A 24,083-nucleotide genomic window follows, 5' to 3' on the forward strand; every position below is an offset into this window, starting at 1 on the left:
CAGAACCAGTCGGAAGTTGCGTCACCGGTGAGTAGCCGGTGCAGGATCACGGCTTGGAGCCTCAGCTGAGTGCTCTTACCGGCCCAAGGACAGGGCTCAATACAGCGTGCTCGCCAGGAGCGGTGCGCCATAGGTCGGGCGGGACCGCTCTCGGTTCGCCGCCCGCGTCCTGCGGTTCCATTGATTGCGTCGCCTCGAGCACCGGCTCGTGCGATTGCGGGAACCGCTCAGCGCATCCTTCCTCCCGGCTAGAAGATCGGAGACGACGCCATGCGTTCGTCCCATTCCACGCTGGTCCGCGGCTCATTGAGCTGCGGCGCGGTCCTCGCCACCCTCGGCTTCACCGTCCCGTCCGCCTCCGCCGCCGCCCCGGTGGCGAAGGCCCAATGCCCGAGCATCGACGTCGCGCTGACGGCGACCAACGCCGACGCGATCCGCGGCGGCGTCCTCTGCCTCACCAACGCCGAGCGCCGACTGCACGACCTCACGCCGCTGCGCGAGAACCCCAAGCTGCGCAAGGCCGCGCTCGGGCACTCGTCGGACATGGTCCGCCGCAGCTACTTCTCGCACACCGCGCCCAGCGGCACGACGTTCGTCGACCGCATCGTGCGCGCCGGCTACACGGAGCGCAACGACGGCTGGTCGCTCGGCGAGAACCTCGCCTGGGGCACCGGCGACCTCGGCACCGCCCGCGGCGTCCACGAAGCGTGGATGCGCTCCAGCGGCCACCGGGCCAACATCCTCAAGGCCGCGTACCGCGAGCTCGGCATCGGCATCCAGCCGGGCGTCCCGAAGGACGGCAACGTCGGCGCCACGTTCACGACGGATTTCGGCGTGAAGCTGTGAGCGCCCCGACACTCCTCGTCGACGCGCCGCTCGTCGTCGTCACGCCGTGGCACCACCTGACCGTCTGCCGCCGCGCCTCGCTCGCCCGCACCCACGTCACCGTGGTCGGCGTCCTCGACTGCGAAGCCATCGAGGCCATCGACGACGTGGCGCGGGCCGCAGAGCGCGACGCGCACGCGTTCACGCTCGATCTGACGTACGTGACCACGATCACGGCGGACGCGCGCGACGCGCTGATCATCCGCGGCTATCGCTCGGAGAGCGAGGCGTCATGACCTCCACCCGCATCACACCGGCACGCCACCGCGTGCCGTCCTTGAAGGAAGTCCCGGCGCGCCGCGCCGGCAGGAAGGCACGTATGTCGCACCCGTTCCGTACCCCTGTGCTCCGAAGCGTGGGCACTGCCCTCGCGGTCGGCTGCGCGTTCGTCGCGGTCCCCGCCGCGGCGAGCGCCGCACCCGTCGATCTGGCCACCGCCAAGCCGTTCGTCGTGCTCGGCGGCTCAGCGGTCACCAACACCGGGCCGTCCGTGCTCAACGGCGAGCTCGGCGTGTCGCCCGGCACGGCGCTGACGGGGTTCGGGATCGCGACGCTCAACGGCGCCGTGCACAACAACGACGCTGTCGCGGCCCAGGCGCAGCTCGACCTCACCAACGCGTACGGCGTCGCCGCCGGCCAGCCGCTGACCGTCGACCTGTCCGGCACCGACCTCGGCGGGCTCGTGCTCACGCCCGGCGCGTATCGCTTCACGTCCTCGGCGCAGCTCACCGGCACGCTCACGCTCGACGCGCAGAACGATCCCGCCGCGCAGTTCGTGTTCCAGATCGGGTCGGCGCTCACCACCGCCAGCGTCAGCCGGGTCAGCCTCGTCGGCGCCGCGACGCCGTGCAACGTCTACTGGCAGGTCGGCACGAGCGCGACGCTCGACACCGGCACCGCGTTCCAGGGCAACCTGATGGCCGCGGCCTCGATCTCGCTCAACAACGCCGCGACCGTCCAGGGGCGCCTGCTCGCCTCGAGCGGCCAGATCAGCCTGATCAACAACGTCATCGACGCCTCCATGTGCGCCGCGACGCCGACCACGCCGACGGACACCTCGACCACGGGTCCGCCGTCGACCGGCACCGGCACTGGCAGCGGCAGCGGCAGCGGGGGCGCAGCGCCCACAGGCCCCGGTGCCGGTGGCACCGCGGTCGCGCCCCGCCGCGGCACCGCCGTGTGGACGCGCACCACGCCGCGCGCCCGGTCCGGGCAGCCCGCCTGCGCGGACGGCTTCAACGCCACGCTGCGTGGCCGCCAGATCAAGCGCGTCGTCTTCCGCCTCGACGGCCGCGTCGTCCGCGGCACCACCAAGTCGCCGTTCCGCCTGTTCGTGCGCGGCCTGCCCGGCCGCCACAAGGTCACGGCCCGCGTGACCTTCAAGGACGCCACCCCGGCGCGGACGCTCAGCCTCAACTACCGCGCGTGCGCCTCGGTCGCCCTGCGCCCGACGTACGGTCCCTCGCAGTTCACGGGATGACCATCGCTGCTTCCCCCGGCCGCCGCCGGGGGATCGTGGCGCTGGCGCTGGCGCTGATCGCGGGTGCGGGCGTCCACGCGACGCCCGCCCGCGCCGCGGTGCCCGCCGAGCAGGCCTTGGTCGTGCTGACGGCGCCGCACGTCGCACGCGCACACCCACGTGCGAGCGCGCGCGTGATCCAGTCCGTCCCCGCCCGCGCTCCGTTGACGCGCGTGCGTACGACCCTTCCCGTCGTCGGCCCCGCGCGCGGCGGGTGGGTGCGCGTGATGCTCCCCGGGCGTCCCAACGGACGTACGGCCTGGATCCGCACCTACCGCACCCTGCGCCGGTCGACGCCCTGGCAGCTGCGCGTGGACTTGTCCGCGCGTCGCGTCACCGCCTACCGCGACGGGGTCGTGCAGCGACGCTTCCGAGCGATCGTCGGCGCGCCCGGCACGCCGACGCCTCGCGGCCGGTTCTTCGTCGAAGAGGCCGTGCGGCTGGCCGCCACCGCCGCCGGCGGTCCCTACGCGCTCGCCACGAGCGCGCGCTCGACCGTGCTCCAGGAGTTCGAGGGCGGTCCGGGGCAGATCGCGCTCCACGGGACCAACCACCTCGCCGGCGCGCTCGGCACGGACGTCTCCCACGGCTGCGTGCGTTTGAGCGACGCCGCCATCCGCTGGCTGGCCGCACGCATCGGGCGAGGCGTGCCGGTGACCGTCACCCGGTGATCCGCCCGGTCGTGATCGGCGTTGGGCCGGTCGGCGACCGGCTCGGAGGCCTGCTCGCGAGCTGCTCGAGATGCCGGACGACCACGCGCATGTCGTCCATGAGCTCGACGATCGACGACGTCTCGGGATAGAAGGGCTCGCCGATCACGACCCGGACTTGTGCGTGCGGGCGTCCCAGCCGCGTCCACGACGTGGCGGTAGGCCGTTCCCGCACGCCGATCGGGACGATCGGGACGTTGATCGTCAGCGCGGCGAGCGCTGCAGCACGCGACTCCCGGGTGTCGTCGATGGTCGCGGTGGCCACGACGTCGGTGGCGGACACGTGCCGTGGGACGACCGCGTCGAGCGCCCGCCGGTGGTTGGCGATGTAGACGGCGGGGCCGTTCGGGGGCCAGGTCTCCCGGCTGAGGTCCAGGCACTCGACGTGCGACCCGACGAGCCCGTCGGCTCGTCGCGCCAGCGACCGCAGGACGTCGGTGATCCGCGCGTCGCTCGGCCGCCGGAGCCACACGTCGAGATGGTCCGCGGCCACGCGGCCGAGCACTTCCCGGGCCGCGTCCTTCACGTCGGCGGTGAAGTAGACCCGGCTGCGCACCGTGGATCGTCGGACACCGGACCGCAGCAGCAGTCCCCGGACGTCGGCCGGAGCGGTGGCGACGAGCGCGACGTCGAACCGCTCGGCGAGCCCGTTGATCCAGAGGTCGACCCCGGTCCCGTCGGCCGCGAGCCGCTCGACCTGCGCGCTCGTATGCAGCGTGACGCCCAGGCGGAAGAGCTGGTCCACCGTGTCGGCGACCGCGCGCTCCTCGACCCGTCCGCCGAACCGTGGACCGGTCTCGAAGACGGTGATCAGATGGCGGGGGTCCTCACTGAGCAGCTGTGCCGCGGCGAGGCCGGTCCGGCCTGCGCCCACGATCGCGATCCTCATCGTGCCTCCTCGGCTGATCGCTCATTGCGTACTGTGCGTGTGTGACTGGTGAACCGGTGCGTCCGGACGGAGCCGCTGAGGCGGCCCGCATCGGGCAGGTGGCGAACAAGCAGCCGTACGTCGCGTGGCGCGGCGTGGACGGCCGCCTGCACGTGCACGGGCTGAGTCCGCGTGCTCCCGCCACGATCGGCCGCGTGGACGGGACGGTGACGTTCCCGCAGGACCGGCAGATCTCCCGCGAGCACGCGGAGGTGACGGTGCGCGAGTACACCGACCCCGCCGCGGTGTGCGTGTACCTTCTCGATGTGGCGTCCAGGCACGGCACGGAGTTCCGTGCCGTGCGTCTGCGCAGCGGCGTCACGCAGGAGAAGGGGGCGTGGCAGCCCGTTCCGCGGGTCCCGGCGCGACCGGCCCAACTGGAAGCGGGCGAGCACGACGTGCGGCTCGCGGGCGTGCGCTTCCTCCTGATCGGCGGCGTGCCGCTCGACGAGGGCCGTACGTCGGACCGTGACGAGCTCGAGCAACCGACGATCCGCGAGCGCGAGGTGCTGGTGGAGCTCTGCCGGCCGTCGTTCGCGTCCCCCGACGCGTTCGCTGCGCCGCCGAGCAACGCGGAGATCGCGGCGCGTCTGAAACCGCCGATCGGCCCGGAACGGGTGAGCGATCTGCTCAGCCAGCTGTACCGGCGGTACGACCTGCACGGAACGAAGGAGCAGAACCGCCTGCAGCTCGTGGCGCTCGCCAAGCAGCACCTGATCGACGCCGGCGACTACGCGTAGCCGGATCATGGCGTCAGCCTCACCGGCGTGAGCTCCGCGAACGCGTAGGCCACGACCAGCGACAGCTCCCGCTCGGTCTCCGGGCCGACGCGGGAGAGGTGGGCGAAGCGGACGTTCGGGCACGTCGCGTCGCGATCGTCGAGAGCCAGCGCGGGACAGAGCAGCGACGGCGTGCGACGGATGCGCATGGTGGTGGCCCGCAAGAACCGCAGGCCGCGGTCGCGTACGTCGGTGGGGAGCCAGTCCAGCGCGGGTACCGGGATCGGAGCCAGATCGCGCGCGATCGCATGGACGAGCTCCGCCAGCGCGGGCGGCGCGCCGGCGAACTGCTCGGTGAGGACCGTCGCCTCCGCCTGGAGTCCGCCGAAGATGACGAGGATCGGCCGCCCGCGTGCGATGCGGTCCCTGACCTCCCGCGCTTCAGCCGGATCGGGCCAGAGGTCGAAGCCGGTGGCGCCGTGGTGGCGGATCCGGCGCGGACCTTCGAAGACGATCAGAGCGTCGTCGCACTCGATCGCGGCGGGCAGGCTCATGCTCCCCGAAGCTATGCCAAGCCGTGTCTCACGGCATCACAGGAAGTGCATATATCTCGCGCGACGGCGACATATATGTCGGCCGCTCAGGTCAGTCGGCGCCGCCGCGGCGGGCGATCGCCGCGGCCTGACCGCGGTTGCTGACGCCAAGCTTGCCGAGGATGTGGGAGACGTGCAGCGCCGCGGTCCCTTCGGTGATGTGCAGCTGGGCGGCGATCTCTCGGTTGGTCCGGCCTTCCGAGAGGAAACCGAGGACCTCGCGCTCGCGGCGCGTCAGCCGGTCCTCGGGCCCGGCGGACTCGAGCTGCCGGACGACGGCGTTGCGAAGTCGCTTGCGCTTGACGAGATCCTCCGCCCACTGCTCGAGCGGTGCCGCGCCGAGCAGCTGGGCGACGTCGAGCACCTTCGCGAGGGCCTGCGCCGCCGCGTCGCGGTCGCGCTCGGCGAGCCGGGCCTCGGCTTCCCGGACACGGGCGTACGCCGCGCGGTACGGGTGTTCAAGCCGGTCCCACACGTTCGCGACGCCTTCCCACTGCTCGGCCGAGGACGCACTCCGGGCCCGGGCACTTTCGGCGAGCGCACCCGCCAGGTGTGCCAGGGCGATCGGCGGAGCGGACTCGTCGAGGAAGTCCGACAGCCACGCCGTGAGGCGCTCGGCCTCGTCCGGCGCGCCGGCGTCGGCCGCGGCCCGCACGGCCACGGCGATCAGGGCCGGCGTGTACAGCCGCTCCTCGCGACCGCGCACGCGCTCGAGCTCCGCCGCCGCGATCACCAGCGCCTCGTCGGGCTCGCCCGCCGTCAGGGCCAGCTCGATCACGCAGGCGCCGACGTAGGCCGTCCACTCCGTCGCCGACGACTCCCGCAGGAGCCCGCTGGCCTCGTCGAGCCAGGCCCGGGCCTGCTCGAACGCGCCGCGCCCGGCCGCGAGCTGGCCGGAGACCGTGAGCCGGAGCAGCGTCTCCGTCCAGGTCAGCGACGCGCCTTCGAGCTGGTCGATCCGCGCCTGCGCGGCGTCCCAGCGACCCAGCTCGAACTCGTCCTCGGCGGCGTTGAGCGCGAAGTAGCGGCCGTAGGAGGCCTCGACGCCGAGCTGCTGCGCGGTCTCGAGCCCCGCCGCCATGACCTCCAGCGCGCCGGGCAGGTCGCCGCGGAGCCGGCGGACCTCGCCGAGGTGCACGTACACCCCGGTGACGTCCTCCGGCCTCCCGCGCGCTTGGCCGATGCGGAGCGACTCGTGCAGGTGCGCCTCGGCGTCCTCGAACTCCCCGAGGTACGCCAGCACGAGGCCGAGCACCGACCGTGCGTACCCCTCCTCCGCTTCGGCCTCGGCTTCCTGGGCGACCGCGAGCGCGCGCTGGGCGCGTTCCCGCGCCTCGTGCCAGCGAACGCTGAGCGTGAGCGTGAGGCTCTCGTTGCTGAGCAGACGGGCGCGCTCAGCGCTCGCGGTCTCGTCGAGCCGCTCCAGCGCCTCGCCGTAGAACGTCAGCGACTTGTCGAGATGGTGGTCCTGGAAACGGCCGAGGCGTTCGAGGAAAACCGCGGCCCGGCGCGGGTCCGGGTCGTCTCCGAGCGCGGCCAGGCCGAGCTCGCACCACTGGATCGGGAGGTCGTCGGCGCCCGCTCGATAGGCCGCGTCGGCGGCGTCCAGCAGCATCTGGGCGCGGTCCAGGCCGGTCGCCTCGGCCGAGCTCCAGAGCGTGACGGCGGCCGTGTAGTGCTCCACCGCCTCGTTGTACGCGTAGACGCCGGTCGCGGCCCGGGCGGCTTCCAGTGAGGCGGCGAGCGCCGCTGCGGGCTCGCCGGCCGCACGCCACTGCACCGCCAGCTCGGCGGCATCCGTCAGGTCCGGGTGCTCGCGCAGCGCACCCGCCACGGCGGCGTGCAGTCGCCGGCGTTCGCCCGGCAGCAGCGCGTCGTAGACCGCCTCGCGGGTGAGCGCGTGGCGGAAGGTCAGGGTGGAGCCGTCCGCGACGATCACGTGCGAGTCCACTGCGGTCCGCAAATGGCTCGAGAGCTCGGGCTCGCCGGTCGCTACGGCCTCCGCCAGCAGGTCGTGCTCGATCGCGCGCCCGAACGCGGCGAGCACCTGCAGGACGTGCTGGGTCTCGGCGCTCAGCGTCCTGACGCGTTCGAGCAGCGCGGCGGCCTGGCCGGGCGGGAGCGGCGCCTCGGCGGTGTGGCCGTGGGCGATCAGCTCCTCGACGTAGAACGGGTTGCCCTGCGTCCGGGCCGTGATCCGCCGGGTGATGCCGACGTCGGCCGGGCGCTGCAGGATGGCCTCGATCTGCTCGCTGACCTGCGCCTCGTCGAGCGGGTCGAGGGCGATCGTCTCCACCGTCGGGCAGCGCTCGAGCTGGTCGACGTAGCGCTCGAGCGCCTGCAGGTCACGCCCGTCGTGCAGGCGGTGTGTCGCGACGAGGAGCACGCGTTCCCTCCGCGCGTTGCGGGCCACGAACGACAGGAAGTCCAGCGTCGACGGGTCCGCCCAGTGGATGTCCTCGACCACCAGCACGACCGGTGTCTCGTCGGCCAGCCGCGCGAGCAGCTCCAGCAGGTACTCGTACTGCCGGCCCTGCGCGCCCCGTGAGCTGTCGCGCCCTGCCGGGGCCTGGCGCCCGAGGGCCGGGAGCAGGAGCGCCAGCTCGGCGATCGTCGACTCCGGGAGCTGGCTCGCCGCGGCCTCGAGCCGGTCCACCGGCACGTCGCGGAGCGCGGCGACCAGCGGTCCGTAGGGCGCCTCCTCGCCGGCGATCGGGAAGCACGCTCCGCGCAGCGACAGCGCTTCGGACGCCTCGAGCTCGCGCACAAGCCGCGACTTGCCGATGCCCGCGTCCCCCTTGATCAAGGCCAGCGTGAACGCTCCCGCGGCGGCGCGCGCGTACAGCTCCTGCAGGTGCTGCAGCTGGGACTCGCGCCCGATCAGGCGCGGGCTCGAGATCCGATGAGGCACGCCTGAACCCTATAGCGCACCGGAGCGATCCGGCACCCTTCCCTTTACGGAGGTGAACCCCTCCGAGACCGTAGGACTCACTTACCTCAACCCGGGTGCGTGATTAACCAAAACTGCCACAGAGTTGTGAGTGTAAGTCAACTCCAACGCACAGGAGGACTCTGTGTCACGTACCGCCAAGTCCCTGCTCACCCTGGTGACGGCGATGACCCTCGCCGGCGCCACGAGCCCCGCGTTCGCCGACGACGATCCGCCGCCCCCGCCGACGCCCCTCTGCCACGACGCCGAGGGCACGCCGATCTTCGATCAGGCCGTGTGCGACGCCCTGGGCCGCCAGGCCTCGGGCCACTAGCTCACCTCACCGTCGTGCCCTGGCCGTCCGGCCGGGGCACGACCGGGGGCGCTTGCTTTCCGGCGCCCCTCAGCTATAGGTTCCCTGCGCAATGTGTGCCGCTGCCGCTGACGCGTTCGGGACCCGCTCCGCCTTCTCGCCGGGCGAGACGGTCGGCGACTACGTGATCGAGGAGCGCCTCGGCGCCGGCGGCTTCGGAGAGGTCTTCCTGGCCACCGAGCTCGCCCTCAAGCGCCAGGTCGCCCTGAAGTTCGTTCGCCCCGAGTTCGCCGCCGACCACGACTTCGTCCGTCGTTTCGCCCGTGAGGCGAGCACGATGGCGACGGTCGAGCACCCGAACATCGTGCCCATCTATCGGCACGGCCAGGTGCGCGGCCGGCACTTCCTCTCGATGCGCTACGTGCCGGGCGGCTCACTCGCCGACCTCCTGGCGGCCCGTCAGCTTCCGCTCGAGGACATCCTCGACGTGCTCGGCGGCGTCGCGGCTGGGCTCGACCACTGCCACGCCCGCGGGATCGTCCATCGTGACCTCAAGCCCGCCAACGTGCTGATCGACCCGCACGACGGCCGCGGTCTGCTCGCCGATTTCGGCATCGCCCTCACCGACGACTTCTCGACGATCACCGTCGCGGGCAGCCGCATCGGCACGCCGGTCTACATGGCCCCCGAGACGCTGATGGGGGAGCCCGCGACGCCCGCGAGCGACCGCTGGGCCCTTGCCGCGATGGCCTACCGCATCGCCACGGGCGCGCTCCCGCGTGGGCCCTCGCAGCCCCCGGGCACCGCGCCGGTGCCGCTCTCCGCCCACAATCATCGCTTCGGCCCGGACGTCGACCGCGTGATGCTCCGCGCGCTCTCGGTCGACCGGTCCCGCCGCCATCCTTCTGCCCGCGCGTTCGTCTCCGAGCTGCGGGAGGCGCTCGAGCGTCCGGTCCACCCGAAGCCGCCGCGCCGAAGCGCCACGCGCCGCATGTGGAGCGTCGGCGGCGCCGCGCTCGTCCTCATGCCGGCGATGGTGTACGGCGTCGCCTCCCTCGTCGATCGCGGGCCGGCCTGTCACACGAGCTACACCGGCGCCTGCCTGAAGGCCGACGCGGGCGACTACGACTGCAAGGGCGGCGACGGCGACGGACCCAACTACATCGCGGGCGCGGTCCGCGTCGTCGGTCGCGATGACTTCGGTCTGGACGGCGACGGCGACGGCGTGGCCTGCTGAGTCCCGACGTATGCACCCGCGCGATTAACTCTATATAGATCGCGATATTGACGTAGATCAGCGCCGCACCCGACACTCGAACTATGAGTGTTGAGCTGATCTCCCGGACCGGACTTGCTGCCGGCATCGTCGCGCTGTGCCTGTCTCTGACCGCGTGCGCTGCCACCGAACCCTCGGGCACCTCCGACAGCGCCTCACCCGCGGAGGAACAGGTCGACGAGACCACGCCGCAGGACGAACCCACCGAGGCGAAGAAGCCCAAGAAGAAGAAGCGCGAGCTGACCTCGGGCCAGGAGAACGCCCTCGAGGCCGCCCGCAGCTACATCGACATGAGCGGCTTCTCGAAGCAGGGCCTCATCGAGCAACTGTCCTCCTCGGCGGCGGACGGGTTCTCGAAGGCTGACGCGAAGTTCGCCGCGAACCACGTCGGCGCCGACTGGAAGCAGGAAGCCGTCGAGGCGGCGCAGAGCTACCTCGACATGGGCGGGTTCTCCAAGCAGGGCCTCATCGAGCAGCTCTCGTCTTCGGCGGCTGACAACTTCACCCCGGCGCAAGCGCGCTACGCGGCGGACAAGGTCTATTGAAGCCCGCCCGCGCCCTCGCGCCAGTGGCGTGGCTGAGCACGGACGGATCGTAGGCCGTCAGCGCGGTGCGTCAGCGCACGGTCAGGCTCGTGCTCCCGCCCAGGTGCGTCGCGTCGCCGGCGTAGGTGACCGTGACCTTGATCGCTTTGGCCTTCAGGGTCGCCTTCCACTTGCCGCGGACGATCGTGGCGGTCACCTTGGCCTTGCCGACCTTGACCGTGACCTTCCCGGTGCCCGCGGCGGTGCCCGCGAGCGTCAGCTTGCCGCGCTTGCGCTGGGCGCTGGTGACCGCGAGGCCTGCGGCCTGCTTGCCGGCTGCCGCGGGGACGATGATCCGCTCGGGCGGCGAGGGGACGGTGATGACCTGCGGCGATCCCTTCGGAGTCTCGACCGTGAACGCGCGCTCGGCGGTGGTCGCGGTGTTGCCGGCGGCGTCGGTCTGGCGCGCCTTGACGGTGTAGGTGCCGTCCGCGAGGTCGGTCGGGATCGGCTCGAAGCGGCCGCTCGTGACCTTCACGACCCGGGTCGTGCCGTTGGAGAGCTCGAGCGTGACGTCGCTGGGGTCGTCGGTCGTGCCGTCGATGCTGAGGTTCGGCGCGACCGTGTCGAGGACGAACGTGACGGTGCCGGTGGTGCCGTGGTTGCCGGCGGCGTCGTCCTGGACGGCGCTCGCGGTGTAGCTGCCGTCGGGCAGCGTGAGGTCGGTGGCGAACGCGCCGTTTGCCGGCGTGGCCACGATCGCGAGCGGCGCGCCCGAGGCGTTGCGCACGGTGATCGTCACGGGCGTCGTGTCGGTGGTCGTGCCGCTCAGACGGGCGCCCTCGGCGAGAAGCGTGAGGGCGGGCGCGGTGCGGTCGACCGTGAACGTGCGGGTGACCGTCGCCGTCTGACCGGACCCGTCGGTCTGGCGGGCGACCGCGGTCCAGTCGCCCTCCGCCAGCCCTCGGGTCGGGACCGAGAACGCGCCGCCCGTGCCGGGCGTGAGCGCCAGCGGGTACGTGCGCCCGCCCGCGTCCGTGAGCTCGAGGCTGACCGTGGGGTTGTCGCCCAGGCTCGTGCCGGCCGTTCCGCTCAGCGTCGTCCCGGTCGCGTTGAACGCGAGCGCCGGCGCGGCCGGGTCCTCGAACGTGATCGACAGCTGCGGCGTCGACTCGGAGGTCAGGATCGCCTGCGACGTCCCGGACACCACGGCGGGGTCGAAGTAGTTCGAGCCGCCGCCGCCACCGGCCGCGCTCTCCACGGCGCTCCCCGCCCCGCCGCCGCCACCACCGCCGAAGAACCCGCCGCCGCCACCGCCGCCACCGGAGCCGACCGTGCTGTGGCCGTTGCCACCCGCGCCGCCGGCACCGCTGACACCGGCCGCGCCGGGCTGGCCCGTGGTGGCGCTCCCCCCGCCTCCGGTGCCGGGGGCACCACCGGCGGACTGCGTGCCCGCTCCGCCGCCCTTCGCGTGCGTGACGAGGCCCGTGCTGTCCTTGCCCGCGGCGAGCGCGTTTCCGCCGTCTCCGCCCACGATCGACAGTGCGGACGCGCCGGCGCCGCCACCGCCGGCGGCGACGAACCGGTAGGTCGCACCCTCCAGCAGCGCGGCCATTCCGCCGCCCGTCCCGCCCGGTGACCCGGCGGAGCCCGCGCCCCCGCCACCGCCGACGGCGACCCTGAGCCGCGCGCCAGGGACGACCGTCATGGTGCCTGTGACCCTCGCGCCGCGGCCGCCGATCGCGTTGCCGCGCGAAGTCCCGCTGCCGCCCACCGCGACCAGCGAGAAGCTCGTCACACCGGCCGGCACGTCGAAGGTCGTGTTCTTGTCGAACGTGATCGTGGCCGGCGCGGCCCATGCGGGCGAGGCCGTGACGAGCAATGCAAGGACAGCGGCGGCGAGGGTGCGCATGGCGGCAATGTAGATGAGGGAGCCTTGAGCGAACCTAGACCCTTGTAGCGGTAGACCATCACGACCGCGCTCGTCCGGCTGCCGTACGCGTCGCCCGCGCACGTCCTTGGCAGCGCGTTCGCGATTGGAGCGATCGTTTGTCGAGACGGTGCGTTTCGACAATCCATTAGACAAGACGCACCGTTGCGTCTAAGGTGAACCATATGCGTTCAACCATCCTCATCACCGCGCCGACCAGCACGATCGGTCGCGAGCTCGTGGGGGAGCTGCTGGAGCGAGGCGCGCGGCTGCGACTCCTCGCCCGCGATCCCTCGGCGCTCTCCGCCGACGTGCGCGAACGGGCCGAGGTCATGACCGGCTCGCACGGCGACGCCGACGTCATCGATCGCGCCTGCGAGGGCGTCGAGGCGGTCTTCTGGCTCTCCCCGAACCTGCCGGAGGCGGTGACGGTCGACGACAGCTTCGCCGGGTTCGCGCGGCCGGCCGTCGACGCGTTCGGCCGCCATGGCGTGAAGCGCGTCGTCGGCATCTCGGCGCTCGGTCGCGGCACGCCGCAGGCCAAGCACGCCGGCCCGGTCACCGCGACACTCGCGCTCGACGACCTGATCGCCGGCTGTGGCGTTGCCTACCGCGCGCTGACCTGCCCGTCGCTGATGCACAACCTGCTCAACCACGTCGGCTCGATCAGGGAGCAGGGCGCGTTCTTCATGACGATCGACCCGGAGCTGAAGGCGCCGACGGTCGCTGCGCGCGATGTCGCCGCCACGTCGGCGCGGCTGCTCTTGGACACCGAATGGAGCGGCGCGGGGGAGGTCCCGTGTCTCGGCCCGGAGGACCTCTCGCCCAACGACTGGGCGCGGACCATCTCCGACGTGCTCGGCACGCCGGTCCGCTACGAGCAGATCCCGAGCGCCGCGATGGTCGAGCGCATGGTGGGCTTCGGCTTCAGCCCCGCGATGGCACAGGGCATGGCGGACATGTTCGAGGCCAAGAACGCCGGCCTCGACAACGCGGAGCCGCGCACGGCGGACGCCACGACCCCGACGACCTTCCGCGCGTGGTGCGAAGCGGTCCTCAAGCCGACGGTCGAGGCATGAGCACGCTCACATGCGAGCCGCTCGCGTCGCTGGCCGACCGCCTGTTCGCGGAGGCCGAGGCGCCGGCCACGATCCCGGCCGATCCGCGCGCTGACTACCGGTCGTTCTACGCCGCCGCGAAGGACGTCTACATGGCGGTCTCTCGCGACACGGCGCGGCTGCTCTACCTGCTCACGCGCACGAGCGGCGCGCGCTCGATCGTCGAGTTCGGCACATCGTTCGGCCTCTCGACCCTGCACCTCGCCGCCGGCGTGCGCGACAACGGCGGCGGTCGCGTCGTCACCACCGAGTTCGAGCCGTCCAAGGCCGCGCGAGCGCACGAGCACTTCGTCGCCGCCGGTCTCGACGACCTGATCGAGATCCGGGAGGGCGACGCGCTGCAGTCCCTTGCTCGCGATCTGCCCGACGCGATCGACCTCGTCCTGCTCGACGGCGCGAAAGGCCTGTACCCCGACGTGCTCGCGCTGCTCGAGCCGAGCCTCGCGCCGGGCGCGCTGATCGTCGCCGACGACGCGGACCGCAACCCTGAGTACCTCCGACAGGTGCGCTCGGACGGCTACGTGTCCGTGCCGTTCGCGGGCGACATCGAGGTCTCGATGCGCGCGAGCTAGCCGGTTCGCGGCCGCAGCACGTCCTCGACCAGCGCGTCCACGAACCCGCGCGGGATGCTCGCGCCGGTCAGCGCGCGATAGACGATCGGGCCGATCAGGGCGTCCATCGCCGCGTCCGGCCCGAGTCGCGGCGCGATCTCGCCGGCGTCGATCGCGCCCTTGAGCAGCTCGAGCTCCTGACGCCGCCGCGGCCCCAGGTAGCGCTGGTGCATCCGGGTGGCCGTCTCGGGATCGTGCTGCGCCTCGGCCAGCAGCGCGAGCAGGACTTTCCCGGCGGCGTCGTGGGTGACGAACCGCGCGAACTTGCGTAGGTACGTGCGGATGCTCGCGGCCGTCGCCTTGTCGGTCGGCACCGGCAGCTGCCGCTCGGCGTCCTCGACGAGCGTGTCCAGCAGGATCTCGACCTTCGACGGCCACCAGCGGTAGATCGTCTGCTTGGCGACCCCGGCCTCGCGCGCGATCGCCTCGATCGTCAACGCGCCGAACCCCTTCTCCGCCAGCAGGTCGTCCGCGGCGTGCAACACCGCGTCGCGGGCGGCCTCGTCGCGTCGATTCCCGGAGCGCGGTCTAGGTGGGGTGGGGGACACGCCGCGAAGCCTAGACGCGCCGTCCTGTCTATGCGGTGAGCGGCCGCCCCGACAGGCGGCCGCTCACGTGGAGGCCTACGGCGTCGTGGTCGACAGCGTGAACGTGAACGTCTTCGCGTACGTGCCGGTCCGGAGCGGCTCGGACGCGTCGATCGACTGCCGCAGACGGATCGTCAGCACGTCCTGGCTCGCCGGCCCGGTGTAGCCGTGCAGCGTCAGCGGCGTCGCGCCGATCGGCGCGAACGCTCCGGCCACTGTCGCCTCGACCGGCCGGGCCAGCGCGAAGGCGCCGTTGCGCAACCGCCCGGGCGTCTCGGTCGCCGGGTCCGAGACGCTCAGCGTGGCGTCGCCCGCCGTGCTGGTGACGGTCGCGTCCACGCTGCGCTCGTAGTCACGCGTCACACCGGGCATGAACGCGCCGAAGCTCACCGGGCCCGAGAACGACAAGGCGAGCGTGGCCGCGACGGTCCCGCCGACCGGCTGGTCGACCACGTTCGCGAGGTCCGCGGTCGTGACGGTGACGTCGGCCTCCGCGCTCTCGTGGAAACCGTCGCTCACGCGCACCTTCAGGCCGTACGTCGTCAGCTCGTCGAGCAGCTCCGGTTTGGCCACGGTGAGCTCGCCGGTACTCGGCGCGATGGCGAAGATGCCGGCCGCGTTCCCACCCGTGATCCGCCACGTGAACGTGCGCAGGTGCGGGCGGCCGATCTGCGACGCCCAGTCGCTGGCCGCGACGGTGCCGACGCGGTTCGCGTTGCCGTCGGCGACCGTGAACGTCTGGCCGGCGCCGATGGTCGGGGCGATGCCGCGGACGTAGTTGTAGAGCCAGAGTCCGGCGGGCTTGGGCGTGTCGTTGGAGAGCACGATCGGCGCGTTCTGCGCATTGCGCCAGTGGTTCGGCTGCCGCCAGCCCCAGAGCGTGATGCCCTCGACGCGCGGGTGCTCCCAGAACGTCGGCACGACCCGCCGGTAGTGCGCGAGTTGCATCTCGTCCCCGGGGACACCGCCCACCGCGAAGCCGTCCAGGTCGAGCTCGGTGACCTGGATCGGCACGCCGGTCGCCGCGATCCGGTCGAGGTTGGCCTTGTGCACCGCCATCGAGGCGTGCGGGTCGTACGGATGGCCGGGGATCGACGGCACGTTCGGGTTGTCCGGGATGAACTCGAACGCGTGCGCCTGGAGCCCGACCACGTCGATCAGGTTCTCGGCCTTGAGGATGTTGATGATCTTCAGGTACTCGTCGGTGGACGCCGTCTGTCCCGTGATCGCGACGTCGTTGAGCATCAGCTTCGTGTTGGGGAAGTACTGGCGCGCCAGCCGGAACGCGGTGCGAATCCAGTCGTAGCCCGTCTCACCCGCGCCGCCGAGGGCCTGCACGTAGTTGCCGCTGGAGGCGAAGTTCGCGCCCGCGTTCTTGGGCGTCGAGCCGTCCGGCGGGTCCCAGGTCGGCTCGTTGACCACCTGCAGCCACTCGATCCTCGGGTAGCGCTCGGCGACCGCCGCGTACCACTTCTTGATCTCCGCCAGCTGCTCCTCGGGCGGGAGCGTCGCCATCCACGTCGGCTGCTGGTTGCCCCACAGCAGCACGTGGAAGTTGAACTTCATGCCGTTGTCCCGCGCGTAGTTGTACGCCGTGTCCAGCTGGCCCCAGCGCATCGCCGCCGTGCGCGTCGTGCCCGCCGCGACGCCCCACTTCCCGCCGTTCTCGGGCGTGACCTGGTTGAAGTACTGGCTGAACAGCGGCCGCGTGAACTCGCTGATGCTGCCGAGCCACTTGTCTTTGCTGTAGACCGGGAATTGCGCCCGCGCGGTGGACGGTGCCGCGCAGGCGAAGGCGGTCACCGCGAGCGCGGCGCCCAGGGACCGATGCATGCTCTCTCCTCCCTCGTGACGGCGCTACGGCGCCGTCGTGGACAGCGTGAACGTGACCGAGCGCGAGTACGTGCCCGTTCGCAGCGGCTCGTCGGCGGCGATGCGTTGCTTGAACGTGACGCCGACGGCCTCGTTGCTGGTCGGGCCGCTCCAGTCCGTCTTCGCGAGCGAGACCACGACCGGCTCCCGGAGGCTGAACGGTCCGTTGGCCAGCGGCCCGGTCCCGCTCACCGACAACGTTGCGTTCGCCGTGGTCGACGTGACCCGCGCGGTCGTGGTCGCGGTGTACTCCGCGGCGACGCCGGGCCTGAGCGGCGGGAACGCCGCCGCCCCCTCGAGCGACAGGGCGAGCGTCGAGGGCACGGTGCCGCCGACGGTGCCGGGGGTCTCCGTGATGAGGCTCGGCACGACCTCGCCCGCGCTCGTGAGCCGGAAGGCGTCGAACGCCACCTGCAGGTCGGTCGAGGTACCCGCGCGGTTGAACGCGAACACACCCGCCCGGGCCGCCTCGACGTTGAGCGTCGTCGCCCCGAAGAACCGCCACACGGTGCCGTCGGACGAGTAGTAGGCCTTGTAGGCGTTGCCGGCCTTGGCGAGCCGCAGCCAGATCGCGCCCGACGCGCCGACGATCCGCTGGGCGTCCGCGCCGGTGACCTGGAGCGTCGTCGCGGTGCCGTTCTGCTCGCGCAGCAGCACGACGCGCAGCTTGTTGATGGCCTGCGTCGAGCTCGCCATCTCCCAGCCGACCTTCACGTAGTTCTGGTCGTCGGCGTAGGCGAGCACGCCGCCCTGCTCGTTGTTCTGCGCGAGCGGGCGCGAGAACACGACCTTGGTCTCGGCCGTCCAGTCGCCGTTGACGTCCTGCAGGACGAGGTTGCGTGCCGTGTTGGCGTTGCCCTGCAGGTCGCCGGTCTGGGAGGTGAGCACGAGCGCGCCGTTCGTGACCTGGCGGCGAGCTTCGTCCGGTCGCACGACCTGCCACTGCTTGCCGAGCGTGTCCCCGGTGAAGTCGTCGCCGCCGCGCAGCGCGGAGTCGAGGTTGACGGTGTAGATCGACGTGGCGGAGCCGTTGGCCACCGTGACCTTCGCCGTGCCCGTACGTGTGGTCGCCTGCTCGACCGTGACCGTGGCGGCCGCGTCGACGGCGGTCGCGTCGACCACCGGGATCTGCTCCGGCCCGGCTTCGGTCAGCGCGGTGTAGGTGAGCTGCTCCGGCTTGAGCGTCAGCGCGTGCCGGTTGACCCGCAGCGACGCCAAGGTCGTGTCCGGGATGAAGGTGAAGACGTAGTTCTTCACGAGCGGCCCGAAGAAGTCCGTCTTGGTGACCTTCACTACGGCCTGGTCGGGCGACTGGCTGACGATCTCCGCACGTGCCGACGGATCGAACGTGCGGACCGACGTGATCGACCTCGCCGCGCCCGCCTTGACCGGGACCGTGTACGCCGCCGCCGACAGGTCGAACCCGCGGCGTTCCACGCCGCCGACGGTGACCGCGATCGACAGCGGTCCGCCGTCCACCGGGTTCGGCCGGCCGCTGAACTCCCGCCAGTAGTTCACGCTCGTGTCGCGCCACGAGCTCGCGTCCGTCTCGTGCTGGACCAGCTTGGCCTTGACCTCGGCGAAGCGCCGGGCGTCGACCACCGGCTGCAGCGTGTCCCACGTCTCCCGCAGCCAGGTCACGTACTGCACGCCCATCTGGTAGCGGTAGACGAGCTCGTCCCAGAACGGCCGCCCGCTACTCATGCGCCGATCCCACGGCACGTGGTGGAACCACATCAGCAGGTTCTCGGGCGTCGTCTCGATGCTGCTGTAGCGCTCCTTCAGCGGCGAGAAGTACTGGGCGACGAGGTTCGAGCCGGTGGGGGAGCGGTCAAAGCCCAGACCCGCGCTGTCGGCCTTGTTGTAGTAGACGGGGCTCCAGTCGTCGCGCTGGAACCACTCGTTCGGCATCGGGCCGTAGTGGTCGCTCGAGCGGAACTGATGCGCGACCCCGAGCGGCGTCTCGTAGCTCACGTTCGCCTCCCAGGAGCCCATCATCATCGCCACGACCGTGTCGACCAGGGCCGGCGACGTGCCCCACGTCATCTTCGTCCACTCCCGCGCCAGCGCTTCCGACCCCTGCCGCCAGTCCCACGCCAGGCGGCCGAACGCATAGAGGTTCGCCTGCCCGAAGTGGTGGCCCGTGACGTTCTCCGCGTTGCCGAGGTTGGCGACGCCCACGAGCGCGGTGTCCGCCTGCCCCTGCGAGGTCCCGTCGACCACCGCACCGGCCAGCCCCGCACCGCCCGTGTCGGTCTTCAGCACCTCCTCCCACATGGGCGCGAGGTAGGTGAGCATGCGGCTCTGACCCGTGTACTCCTGCGTGATCTGCAGCTCCATGGCCTGGTTGGTGTTCTCCATCCGGCCGAACATCGGGTGCAGCGGCTCGCGCGACTGGAAGTCCAGCGGGCCGTTCTTCGTCTGCAGGAACACGTTGTCGGCGAACCGCCCACGCGTCCCGTCCGGCTGCGCTTCGTCGTCGATCGGCCCGAACTCGAGCAGCGGCCGCTTGAGGCGGTCGTTGTCGACGTCCGCGTTGTAGACGAACGTGCGCCAGAACACCTTCATGCCGAGCGGCGCGAGCGCCGCGCCGATCCCGTTCGCGCCGTCACCGTGGTCATCACCGAAATCCTGCGGACCGGGCTGGCCCTCGGAGTTGGCCTTGACCGTGAAGCCGATGAAGTCGGGGATGGCGAGCTTGATCTGGGTCGCCTTGCGGGTCCACCAATCCCGGAACGCGGCGGTCTTCGGGTCGAGCTGCGCGGCGGTGAGCGTGTCGGGCGCGAAGCGGTTGTCCGTTGGCGCGTCGTACCGCACCGACAGCGCAAGGCGGATTCCGTACGGGCGCAGCGCGTCCGCCAGTGCCGCCTCCTGCGTGATGTACGCGGGCGTGAGGTACGCGTTGTTCGCGTTGACGTTGTTGATCGTGATGCCGTCGATGCCCACCGACGCCAGCGCCCGCGCCATCACCACGTATCGATCCAGGATCAGCGGCAGGTTGCGCGGCGCGCTCGCCGCGGTCGCGGCGAAGTTGAAGATCGCGCCGTTCTCGCCATTGAGCCCACCCGTGCCCGCCGTGTTGTTGCCGGCATACAGCCGCTCCGTGTCCCAGTAGTTCAGGTGGCGGTGCTTGATCTTCGGCGCGGACTTCAGATCCAGCGCGCCGATCGGCTGCAGCGTCTGCAGGTGCCGCAGGAACGCGTACGTGCCGTACAGCGCACCGAGCTCCGTGCGTCCCGCGATGATCGTCTTGCCGGCGATGGTGCGGATCACGTAGCCCTCGGGGTTGACGAGGTCCGTGGCGGGAATGGCGTCGCGGACCGCCGCTGAGCTCTCGCGCGTGCCGACGACGACCGAGCCGTCTGGCGTCGCTGCGACGGGTTGGTCGAGCAGGGCGGTGAGGCCGCGGGTCAGCTCGTCGCGTGCCGCTTCGAGGCTCGTGCGGGGGAGCGTCTCCGAAGCGCTGCTCTCCATCCTCAGCGTCGTCGTCGTGCGATGCACGGGATTGGCGGTGGCGTTCTCGACCGATATGCCCGTGATCTGCGCCCGGTACTGCGCCAGCCGCTCGGCGTCGGCGACCTTCGCGTAGCGCAGCCAGAGCTGCGAGCCGTTGTACGTATCGCCCTGTGCCTGCGCGGTGGACGGCGCCGCAAGCGCGGCCGCGCACAGCACCAGCAGCGCCACAGCGCGCCGCCGGATCTCCCCTGTCATCGAGCTCTCCCTCTCGTAGGCCGCCGGGTTCGGCCAGTCCCACAACTATCTCGATTGTCTTACAGTGTGTCAAGCAGATGAGAGCCGTCGCGCGACCCCGGGGTAGGGGTGAGGACATGCCGACTCCGCCAGACGCCCCGCCCGACTTCGAAGTGCTCCACGACGCGGGCGCGTTCGTCGACCATGTCGGCCCGATCTACGTCCGCCCGTCCGACGGCGCCCTCGGCCTCCGTGTCGAGGACCGTCACCTCAACGTCGCCGGCACGGCGATGGGCGGGCTGCTCGCCACGCTGGTCGATCTCGCCTTCGGCCGAGCGATCCGCGACGAAGCGGCGGACGGAGCGTCGGTCGCGACGGTCTCGCTGACGACGGACTACCTACGACCGGCCGCGCCGGGCGTCTGGCTCGAGGCCGGCGCCGAGGTCGAGCGGCTCACCGGCCGCCTCGCGTTCGGGGACTGCTCGCTCCACGCGGATGGGGAGGAGGCGGTGCGTGCGCGTGCCGTCTTCGCGGTGCGCTCCGAGTCATGAGCGCGTCACGGGTCAACCGGCGGCGCTGGCGGCGCGGCGACCGGCGCCGGTCCACTCGTTGAACCGCCCGCAGGGTCTGCCGCTCCAGGGAGCGGGATCTTCGCCTTCGGCAGCTTGAGCCGAAGATCCGTCTCAGCGGTCACCAGGAACTCCTTCGCGCCGCCGGCCTTCATGTTCTCCATCGCGCTATGCAGACAGGGATTGCGACGGTTCCAGTCGTCCGGGTGCCACCAGTACGGGTCTTCGACCCGGATGTGCACGAGCGCGCATCCGTCGGCCCGCTCCGCGTTCTCGTCCCGCGCGGCCGCGTCGTCGCGGATCCGGAACCACGTCTGCTCGATCCCACCCAACGCGTACTGCCACTTCTTGGTCCGGTACGCGCCCTGGATGAACGCCATGCGCAGCATCCCTTCGGTGCCCGCGTCGGAGACGATCTCCGCCGACAGGTTGCTGCGCTGATCGGGCTCCTCCGTGAGCATCTCGCTCAGGTCGAACGTCCGCGGGCTGCCCGCGCCGGCGACATAGTGCTCGAAGAACGACGTCGCGAGCGGATAGGGCGCGAGCCCTTCCCGCGCGAACGGCAGAAACGCCCGGCTGGGGATGCAGTCGCACAGCGTGGCGGCACCCCCGAACACCCCGCTCGCGATCGCCTCCGTCATGTACTCCTCGAACTTGGCCTGCGGACCGAACAGCACCGAGTACGCCAGCCGCGCGACCCGGTACAGATGTAGCGGAACCGCGATCGACGGAACGAAGCGCATCATGCACATCACGAGCGCCGTCAGCTCCGGGCTCGCGTCCGGCCACACCTTCGACAGCTGCTCGGCGATCGTCAGCCCGATCTCCCGGTTGGGATCGGCGGTGTACCGCGCGAGGGTGGGGCTCCCAGCGCCCTGCGCCTGCTGCCGGCACTTGGTGCACATCCCGTCCGCGCCGATCAACCCGCCGCACGCACACCGAGGAGCGGGCTGCCGCTCGTCGGCGATGCGAGCGAGCAGCCGGCGATCCTCGGGCGCCGGCGCGGTCGGTCGCTGGTCGGCCGTGGCGCGACCCAGCGCCCGAGTGCGGTTCGAACCCAGCATGGACGCGACCGCGCAGTTGCCGGCGCTGCGCTGCAGCGCGAGCACGCGCTCCGCCGGGGCGGGGGCCCGGGCCGCATCGGCGGCCTCCGGTGCGTGCGTGGCGGCGGCGACTTCGGGCCCAGCAGCGGTGAGGTCTCGCATGCCGGGCAGGACGTGGCCCTCGGCGAACGCATTCCCAGGTGCGAGCGGTCGTGTCGGACCCGTGACGTCGCCCCGTTCTCGAGCTCTCGACGGCGCCGCTTTCCGACCTTCGGCCATCGGTGCAGCGGGTCCACCGCCGTCCGCGGGGCCGCGCGATATCCTGAGCCGCTCGTGGCTGGGTAGCTCAGCTGGCTAGAGCGCACGACTCATAATCGTGAGGTCGGGAGTTCGAGTCTCCCCCCAGCTATGCAGGCGATCGGGCGGCGTGCGAAGGCGCGCCGCCCGTCGTCTAATCGGCCACGATCTCCAGCAGTGGGTTGGCCTGCGCCCAGGCGCGCTGGTCGCGCATCACGTCCTCGACCCACCCCAGGAACGTGGCGAGGTGCTCGTCGCCGGCCACGACGTCCGGGGGCAGACGCCGGAGCCGCTCACGCCACGCGGGCTGGGACGCCAGTGACGCCGGCCGGCGGTCGCGCCACACCCAGATCCGCCATCCGGCCGCCTCGAGCAGCGCCCGGAGCGTGCGCGAGTCGACCATGTGCATCGTGCCCCCGAACCGGACGCCGGCGGGCGCGTGGTCCTGGCAGTTGACGCGGAGCACGATCCGGGAGGCACAGCCGCGCAGCCGGGCGAGCAGCGCGGCCTTGTCGACGATGTGCTCGAACGACTCGAGCAGCAGGGCGACGTCGAAGCGGCCGAGCTCGGCCACGGTCTCGACATCGACACACCGGACGTCGAGCCCCCGGACGGCGGCATGGTGCCGCTGCGTCGAGCTGATCGTGACGCCGGTCGCGGCACACCCGCGCTCCTCCACGAGCATCGCGAGCGGACCACCCCAACCGCAACCGACGTCGAGCACGCGCGCGCCGTGGGGGAGGTACGGGTACAGCACGCGGACCGCGCGCCGGAGCGCGTCGGCGAGGTCGTCGCCGTCGGCGAACAGCCCGTGGTGGTAGTGCAGCTCGTCACCGAGCACCCGCTGCCACGTGGCGACGGAGCCGCCGTAGAACGTCGCGAGGGTCATCGTCCCTCGATCGCGCCGTTGAGGACGCGGGCCGATTCGTCGACGCGTGCCTGCACGTCCGCGAACGTCCGCGGCCAGGGCGTCGCGGTCAACGGCCCGGAGAAGTAGAGCGTGACGGCCGGGGACTCCGCCCCGCGCCCGGCCAGCGAGACGTGACGCAGATGCGAGCGGCGGTACGGCTCGAGCCCCGCCATGTCACCCCCGAGCCCGACGACGCGATCGACGGGCGGCAGCCACGGATAGGTGATGCACACCTGCTCCGCGCGCCGCCGCCACCACCCCGAGCGGTCGATCAGCCGGGCGTCCCGCAGCAGCTCGCCGAACTGCCGCCGGAGCGCCGGATGTACGTGCGCCCGGGCTTCCCGCGCTCGCGCCGCGGTCTCGAACCGCTCGAACGTGTACGCGGACGCGGTGACCGCGTCGCCACGGCGCTTGTACGCCCGGTACCGGTCCGGCCCGCCGCCCGCGCGCGCGGAGTGCACGTACAGCGAGACCGCCTCGCGCCCCACGACCGCTACCCCCTGGCGCACGCTCACGTCCGCCAGGGCGAGCTGGACGCGCCGCATCGCCTGCGGCGCGTCCAGCCGGCCCAGCAACCGCCCGACGGCCGCGAACGCGGCGGCGTTGCCCGGATGGCCACGCCCGCCGATCCAGAACGTCAGGTGCGGCCGGACGGCCGCGCTCCCGCCGGCCAGGCGCAGCGACCATTCCGCGGTCACGAGCGCCTGGCCGTCGAGCAGCTCACCGACCCCGTCCGGCAAGGGCATGGCCAGGAGGTCGGGCACGGCTCACCCGGCGTTGCCGGCGGCGGCGCGCAGCGACGCCGGCTCCCAGCCGCCCAGGCCGTGCGTGGCCGCCAGCATGCCCTCGAGGCGGGGGGACCGCTTGAACGCGTCGAGCAGCTCGTCGTAGGTGAGCTCGTACCCCTGCGCCGCGCCCCAGCGCAGCAGCGCCGGCCAATCGCCCGCCGCCAGGTTCGCGATCCCGCGGGCGAGGTGTACCCGCACGGCCGGGGTCTTCAGGTCCGCGATCAGCCGTTCGAGACCGCTCGTGTTGCTCGGAGTCGTCATGTGCAGCCTTT

The 24,083-nt window shown here is 71.9% G+C and carries 22 protein-coding genes and 1 tRNA gene; 12 read left to right on the forward strand and 11 right to left on the reverse strand.

Going from position 1 to position 24,083, the window contains the following annotated elements; all coding sequences use genetic code 11:
* Window positions 1-270 precede the first annotated feature (270 nt).
* The 4 genes from OJ997_RS00515 (at window position 271) to OJ997_RS00530 (ending at window position 3,075) form a co-directional block, all read left to right on the forward strand.
* Window positions 271-846: a CAP domain-containing protein gene (locus OJ997_RS00515; protein WP_270023016.1), complete on the forward strand. Its 576-nt coding sequence runs from the start codon at window positions 271-273 to the stop codon at window positions 844-846.
* Window positions 843-1,121: a hypothetical protein gene (locus OJ997_RS00520; RefSeq protein ID WP_270023017.1), complete on the forward strand. Its 279-nt coding sequence runs from the start codon at window positions 843-845 to the stop codon at window positions 1,119-1,121. The genes OJ997_RS00515 and OJ997_RS00520 overlap by 4 nt, the downstream gene beginning before the upstream one ends.
* Window positions 1,122-1,240: 119 nt before the next feature.
* A complete protein-coding gene (locus OJ997_RS00525) occupies window positions 1,241-2,365 on the forward strand; it encodes an ice-binding family protein (protein WP_270023018.1) in 1,125 nt (374 codons plus the stop codon).
* Window positions 2,362-3,075, forward strand: a complete 714-nt coding sequence (locus OJ997_RS00530; protein WP_270023019.1) for a L,D-transpeptidase — start codon at window positions 2,362-2,364, stop codon at window positions 3,073-3,075. Before OJ997_RS00525 ends, OJ997_RS00530 begins: the two co-directional genes overlap by 4 nt.
* Here OJ997_RS00530 and OJ997_RS00535 read toward each other — a convergent pair.
* Window positions 3,065-3,988: an NAD(P)-binding protein gene (locus OJ997_RS00535; RefSeq protein WP_270023020.1), complete on the reverse strand. Its 924-nt coding sequence runs from the start codon at window positions 3,986-3,988 to the stop codon at window positions 3,065-3,067. The genes OJ997_RS00530 and OJ997_RS00535 overlap by 11 nt on opposite strands.
* Window positions 3,989-4,044: 56 nt before the next feature.
* Here OJ997_RS00535 and OJ997_RS00540 point away from each other — a divergent pair, with 56 nt between their 5' ends.
* On the forward strand, window positions 4,045-4,782 hold the full coding sequence (locus OJ997_RS00540) for an FHA domain-containing protein (RefSeq protein WP_270023021.1): 738 nt from the start codon (window positions 4,045-4,047) through the stop codon (window positions 4,780-4,782).
* A 5-nt stretch (window positions 4,783-4,787) separates the two neighbouring features.
* Here OJ997_RS00540 and OJ997_RS00545 read toward each other — a convergent pair whose 3' ends face one another.
* Together OJ997_RS00545 and OJ997_RS00550 are read right to left on the reverse strand one after the other, a co-directional pair.
* Window positions 4,788-5,315: a hypothetical protein gene (locus OJ997_RS00545; RefSeq protein ID WP_270023022.1), complete on the reverse strand. Its 528-nt coding sequence runs from the start codon at window positions 5,313-5,315 to the stop codon at window positions 4,788-4,790.
* 91 nt (window positions 5,316-5,406) lie between these two features.
* Entirely contained in the window at window positions 5,407-8,265 is a 2,859-nt protein-coding gene (locus OJ997_RS00550) for an ATP-binding protein (RefSeq protein ID WP_270023023.1), read from the reverse strand.
* Between the two features lie 163 nt (window positions 8,266-8,428).
* Here OJ997_RS00550 and OJ997_RS00555 point away from each other — a divergent pair, with 163 nt between their 5' ends.
* The 3 genes from OJ997_RS00555 (at window position 8,429) to OJ997_RS00565 (ending at window position 10,417) form a co-directional block, all read left to right on the forward strand.
* Window positions 8,429-8,617: a hypothetical protein gene (locus OJ997_RS00555; RefSeq protein WP_270023025.1), complete on the forward strand. Its 189-nt coding sequence runs from the start codon at window positions 8,429-8,431 to the stop codon at window positions 8,615-8,617.
* 91 nt (window positions 8,618-8,708) lie between these two features.
* Complete coding sequence (locus OJ997_RS00560) at window positions 8,709-9,833, forward strand: serine/threonine-protein kinase (protein WP_270023027.1); 1,125 nt, start codon at window positions 8,709-8,711, stop codon at window positions 9,831-9,833.
* Window positions 9,834-9,916: 83 nt separating this feature from the next.
* Window positions 9,917-10,417 carry an Ltp family lipoprotein gene (locus tag OJ997_RS00565; RefSeq protein WP_270023029.1) on the forward strand — a complete coding sequence of 167 codons (501 nt, stop codon included), beginning with the start codon at window positions 9,917-9,919 and terminating at the stop codon, window positions 10,415-10,417.
* Between the two features lie 70 nt (window positions 10,418-10,487).
* On the opposite strand, the gene OJ997_RS00570 is transcribed toward OJ997_RS00565, so the two are convergent.
* Window positions 10,488-12,308, reverse strand: a complete 1,821-nt coding sequence (locus tag OJ997_RS00570) for an Ig-like domain-containing protein (protein ID WP_270023031.1) — start codon at window positions 12,306-12,308, stop codon at window positions 10,488-10,490.
* A gap of 203 nt (window positions 12,309-12,511) precedes the next feature.
* Here OJ997_RS00570 and OJ997_RS00575 point away from each other — a divergent pair, with 203 nt between their 5' ends.
* Both OJ997_RS00575 and OJ997_RS00580 read left to right on the forward strand, forming a co-directional pair.
* Window positions 12,512-13,405 (forward strand): NAD(P)H-binding protein, encoded by an 894-nt coding sequence (locus OJ997_RS00575; RefSeq protein ID WP_270023033.1) that lies wholly within the window; start codon window positions 12,512-12,514, stop codon window positions 13,403-13,405.
* Window positions 13,402-14,016, forward strand: coding sequence for an O-methyltransferase (locus OJ997_RS00580; protein ID WP_270023035.1), 615 nt, complete (start codon window positions 13,402-13,404; stop codon window positions 14,014-14,016). The genes OJ997_RS00575 and OJ997_RS00580 overlap by 4 nt, the downstream gene beginning before the upstream one ends.
* Here the strand turns inward: OJ997_RS00580 and OJ997_RS00585 are convergent.
* The 3 genes from OJ997_RS00585 to OJ997_RS00595 form a co-directional block, all read right to left on the reverse strand.
* Entirely contained in the window at window positions 14,013-14,603 is a 591-nt protein-coding gene (locus tag OJ997_RS00585) for a TetR/AcrR family transcriptional regulator (RefSeq protein WP_270023037.1), read from the reverse strand. The genes OJ997_RS00580 and OJ997_RS00585 overlap by 4 nt on opposite strands.
* 75 nt (window positions 14,604-14,678) lie before the next feature.
* Window positions 14,679-16,475 (reverse strand): endo-1,4-beta-xylanase, encoded by a 1,797-nt coding sequence (locus OJ997_RS38230; RefSeq protein WP_270023039.1) that lies wholly within the window; start codon window positions 16,473-16,475, stop codon window positions 14,679-14,681.
* A 24-nt stretch (window positions 16,476-16,499) separates the two neighbouring features.
* On the reverse strand, window positions 16,500-20,225 hold the full coding sequence (locus tag OJ997_RS00595) for an alpha-glucuronidase family glycosyl hydrolase (protein WP_270023041.1): 3,726 nt from the start codon (window positions 20,223-20,225) through the stop codon (window positions 16,500-16,502).
* 116 nt (window positions 20,226-20,341) lie between these two features.
* Here OJ997_RS00595 and OJ997_RS00600 point away from each other — a divergent pair, with 116 nt between their 5' ends.
* Entirely contained in the window at window positions 20,342-20,755 is a 414-nt protein-coding gene (locus OJ997_RS00600) for a PaaI family thioesterase (RefSeq protein WP_270023043.1), read from the forward strand.
* Between the two features lie 5 nt (window positions 20,756-20,760).
* Here the strand turns inward: OJ997_RS00600 and OJ997_RS00605 are convergent, their stop codons facing one another.
* Window positions 20,761-21,978 (reverse strand): hypothetical protein, encoded by a 1,218-nt coding sequence (locus OJ997_RS00605; protein WP_270023045.1) that lies wholly within the window; start codon window positions 21,976-21,978, stop codon window positions 20,761-20,763.
* 173 nt (window positions 21,979-22,151) lie between these two features.
* On the opposite strand from OJ997_RS00605, the gene OJ997_RS00610 reads away from it, so the two are divergent.
* Window positions 22,152-22,225 (forward strand) — tRNA-Met (locus OJ997_RS00610).
* A gap of 42 nt (window positions 22,226-22,267) precedes the next feature.
* Here the strand turns inward: OJ997_RS00610 and OJ997_RS00615 are convergent.
* The 3 genes from OJ997_RS00615 to OJ997_RS00625 are packed head-to-tail and all read right to left on the reverse strand — an operon-like array spanning window position 22,268 to window position 24,072.
* The gene (locus OJ997_RS00615; protein WP_270023046.1) at window positions 22,268-23,002 is read right to left on the reverse strand and encodes an SAM-dependent methyltransferase; all 735 of its coding nucleotides are present in this window, start codon (window positions 23,000-23,002) and stop codon (window positions 22,268-22,270) included.
* Window positions 22,999-23,787 (reverse strand): hypothetical protein, encoded by a 789-nt coding sequence (locus OJ997_RS00620; protein WP_270023047.1) that lies wholly within the window; start codon window positions 23,785-23,787, stop codon window positions 22,999-23,001. The genes OJ997_RS00615 and OJ997_RS00620 overlap by 4 nt, the downstream gene beginning before the upstream one ends.
* A 3-nt stretch (window positions 23,788-23,790) precedes the next feature.
* Complete coding sequence (locus tag OJ997_RS00625) at window positions 23,791-24,072, reverse strand: hypothetical protein (protein ID WP_270023048.1); 282 nt, start codon at window positions 24,070-24,072, stop codon at window positions 23,791-23,793.
* Between the last annotated feature and the right edge of the window lie 11 nt (window positions 24,073-24,083).

This window comes from Solirubrobacter phytolaccae, assembly GCF_027587195.1.
GTDB lineage: Bacteria > Actinomycetota > Thermoleophilia > Solirubrobacterales > Solirubrobacteraceae > Solirubrobacter > Solirubrobacter phytolaccae.

Bases quoted from the DNA above. Each gene is read 5' to 3' on its own strand.
- OJ997_RS00595 (WP_270023041.1), bottom strand. From the start codon at position 20,225: ATGACAGGGGAGATCCGGCGGCGCGCTGTGGCGCTGCTGGTGCTGTGC.
- OJ997_RS00605 (WP_270023045.1), bottom strand. From the start codon at position 21,978: ATGCGAGACCTCACCGCTGCTGGGCCCGAAGTCGCCGCCGCCACGCAC.
- OJ997_RS00580 (WP_270023035.1), top strand. From the start codon at position 13,402: ATGAGCACGCTCACATGCGAGCCGCTCGCGTCGCTGGCCGACCGCCTG.
- OJ997_RS38230 (WP_270023039.1), bottom strand. From the start codon at position 16,475: ATGCATCGGTCCCTGGGCGCCGCGCTCGCGGTGACCGCCTTCGCCTGC.
- OJ997_RS00570 (WP_270023031.1), bottom strand. From the start codon at position 12,308: ATGCGCACCCTCGCCGCCGCTGTCCTTGCATTGCTCGTCACGGCCTCG.
- OJ997_RS00515 (WP_270023016.1), top strand. From the start codon at position 271: ATGCGTTCGTCCCATTCCACGCTGGTCCGCGGCTCATTGAGCTGCGGC.
- OJ997_RS00615 (WP_270023046.1), bottom strand. From the start codon at position 23,002: ATGACCCTCGCGACGTTCTACGGCGGCTCCGTCGCCACGTGGCAGCGG.
- OJ997_RS00545 (WP_270023022.1), bottom strand. From the start codon at position 5,315: ATGAGCCTGCCCGCCGCGATCGAGTGCGACGACGCTCTGATCGTCTTC.
- OJ997_RS00575 (WP_270023033.1), top strand. From the start codon at position 12,512: ATGCGTTCAACCATCCTCATCACCGCGCCGACCAGCACGATCGGTCGC.
- OJ997_RS00565 (WP_270023029.1), top strand. From the start codon at position 9,917: ATGAGTGTTGAGCTGATCTCCCGGACCGGACTTGCTGCCGGCATCGTC.
- OJ997_RS00625 (WP_270023048.1), bottom strand. From the start codon at position 24,072: ATGACGACTCCGAGCAACACGAGCGGTCTCGAACGGCTGATCGCGGAC.
- OJ997_RS00530 (WP_270023019.1), top strand. From the start codon at position 2,362: ATGACCATCGCTGCTTCCCCCGGCCGCCGCCGGGGGATCGTGGCGCTG.
- OJ997_RS00600 (WP_270023043.1), top strand. From the start codon at position 20,342: ATGCCGACTCCGCCAGACGCCCCGCCCGACTTCGAAGTGCTCCACGAC.
- OJ997_RS00560 (WP_270023027.1), top strand. From the start codon at position 8,709: ATGTGTGCCGCTGCCGCTGACGCGTTCGGGACCCGCTCCGCCTTCTCG.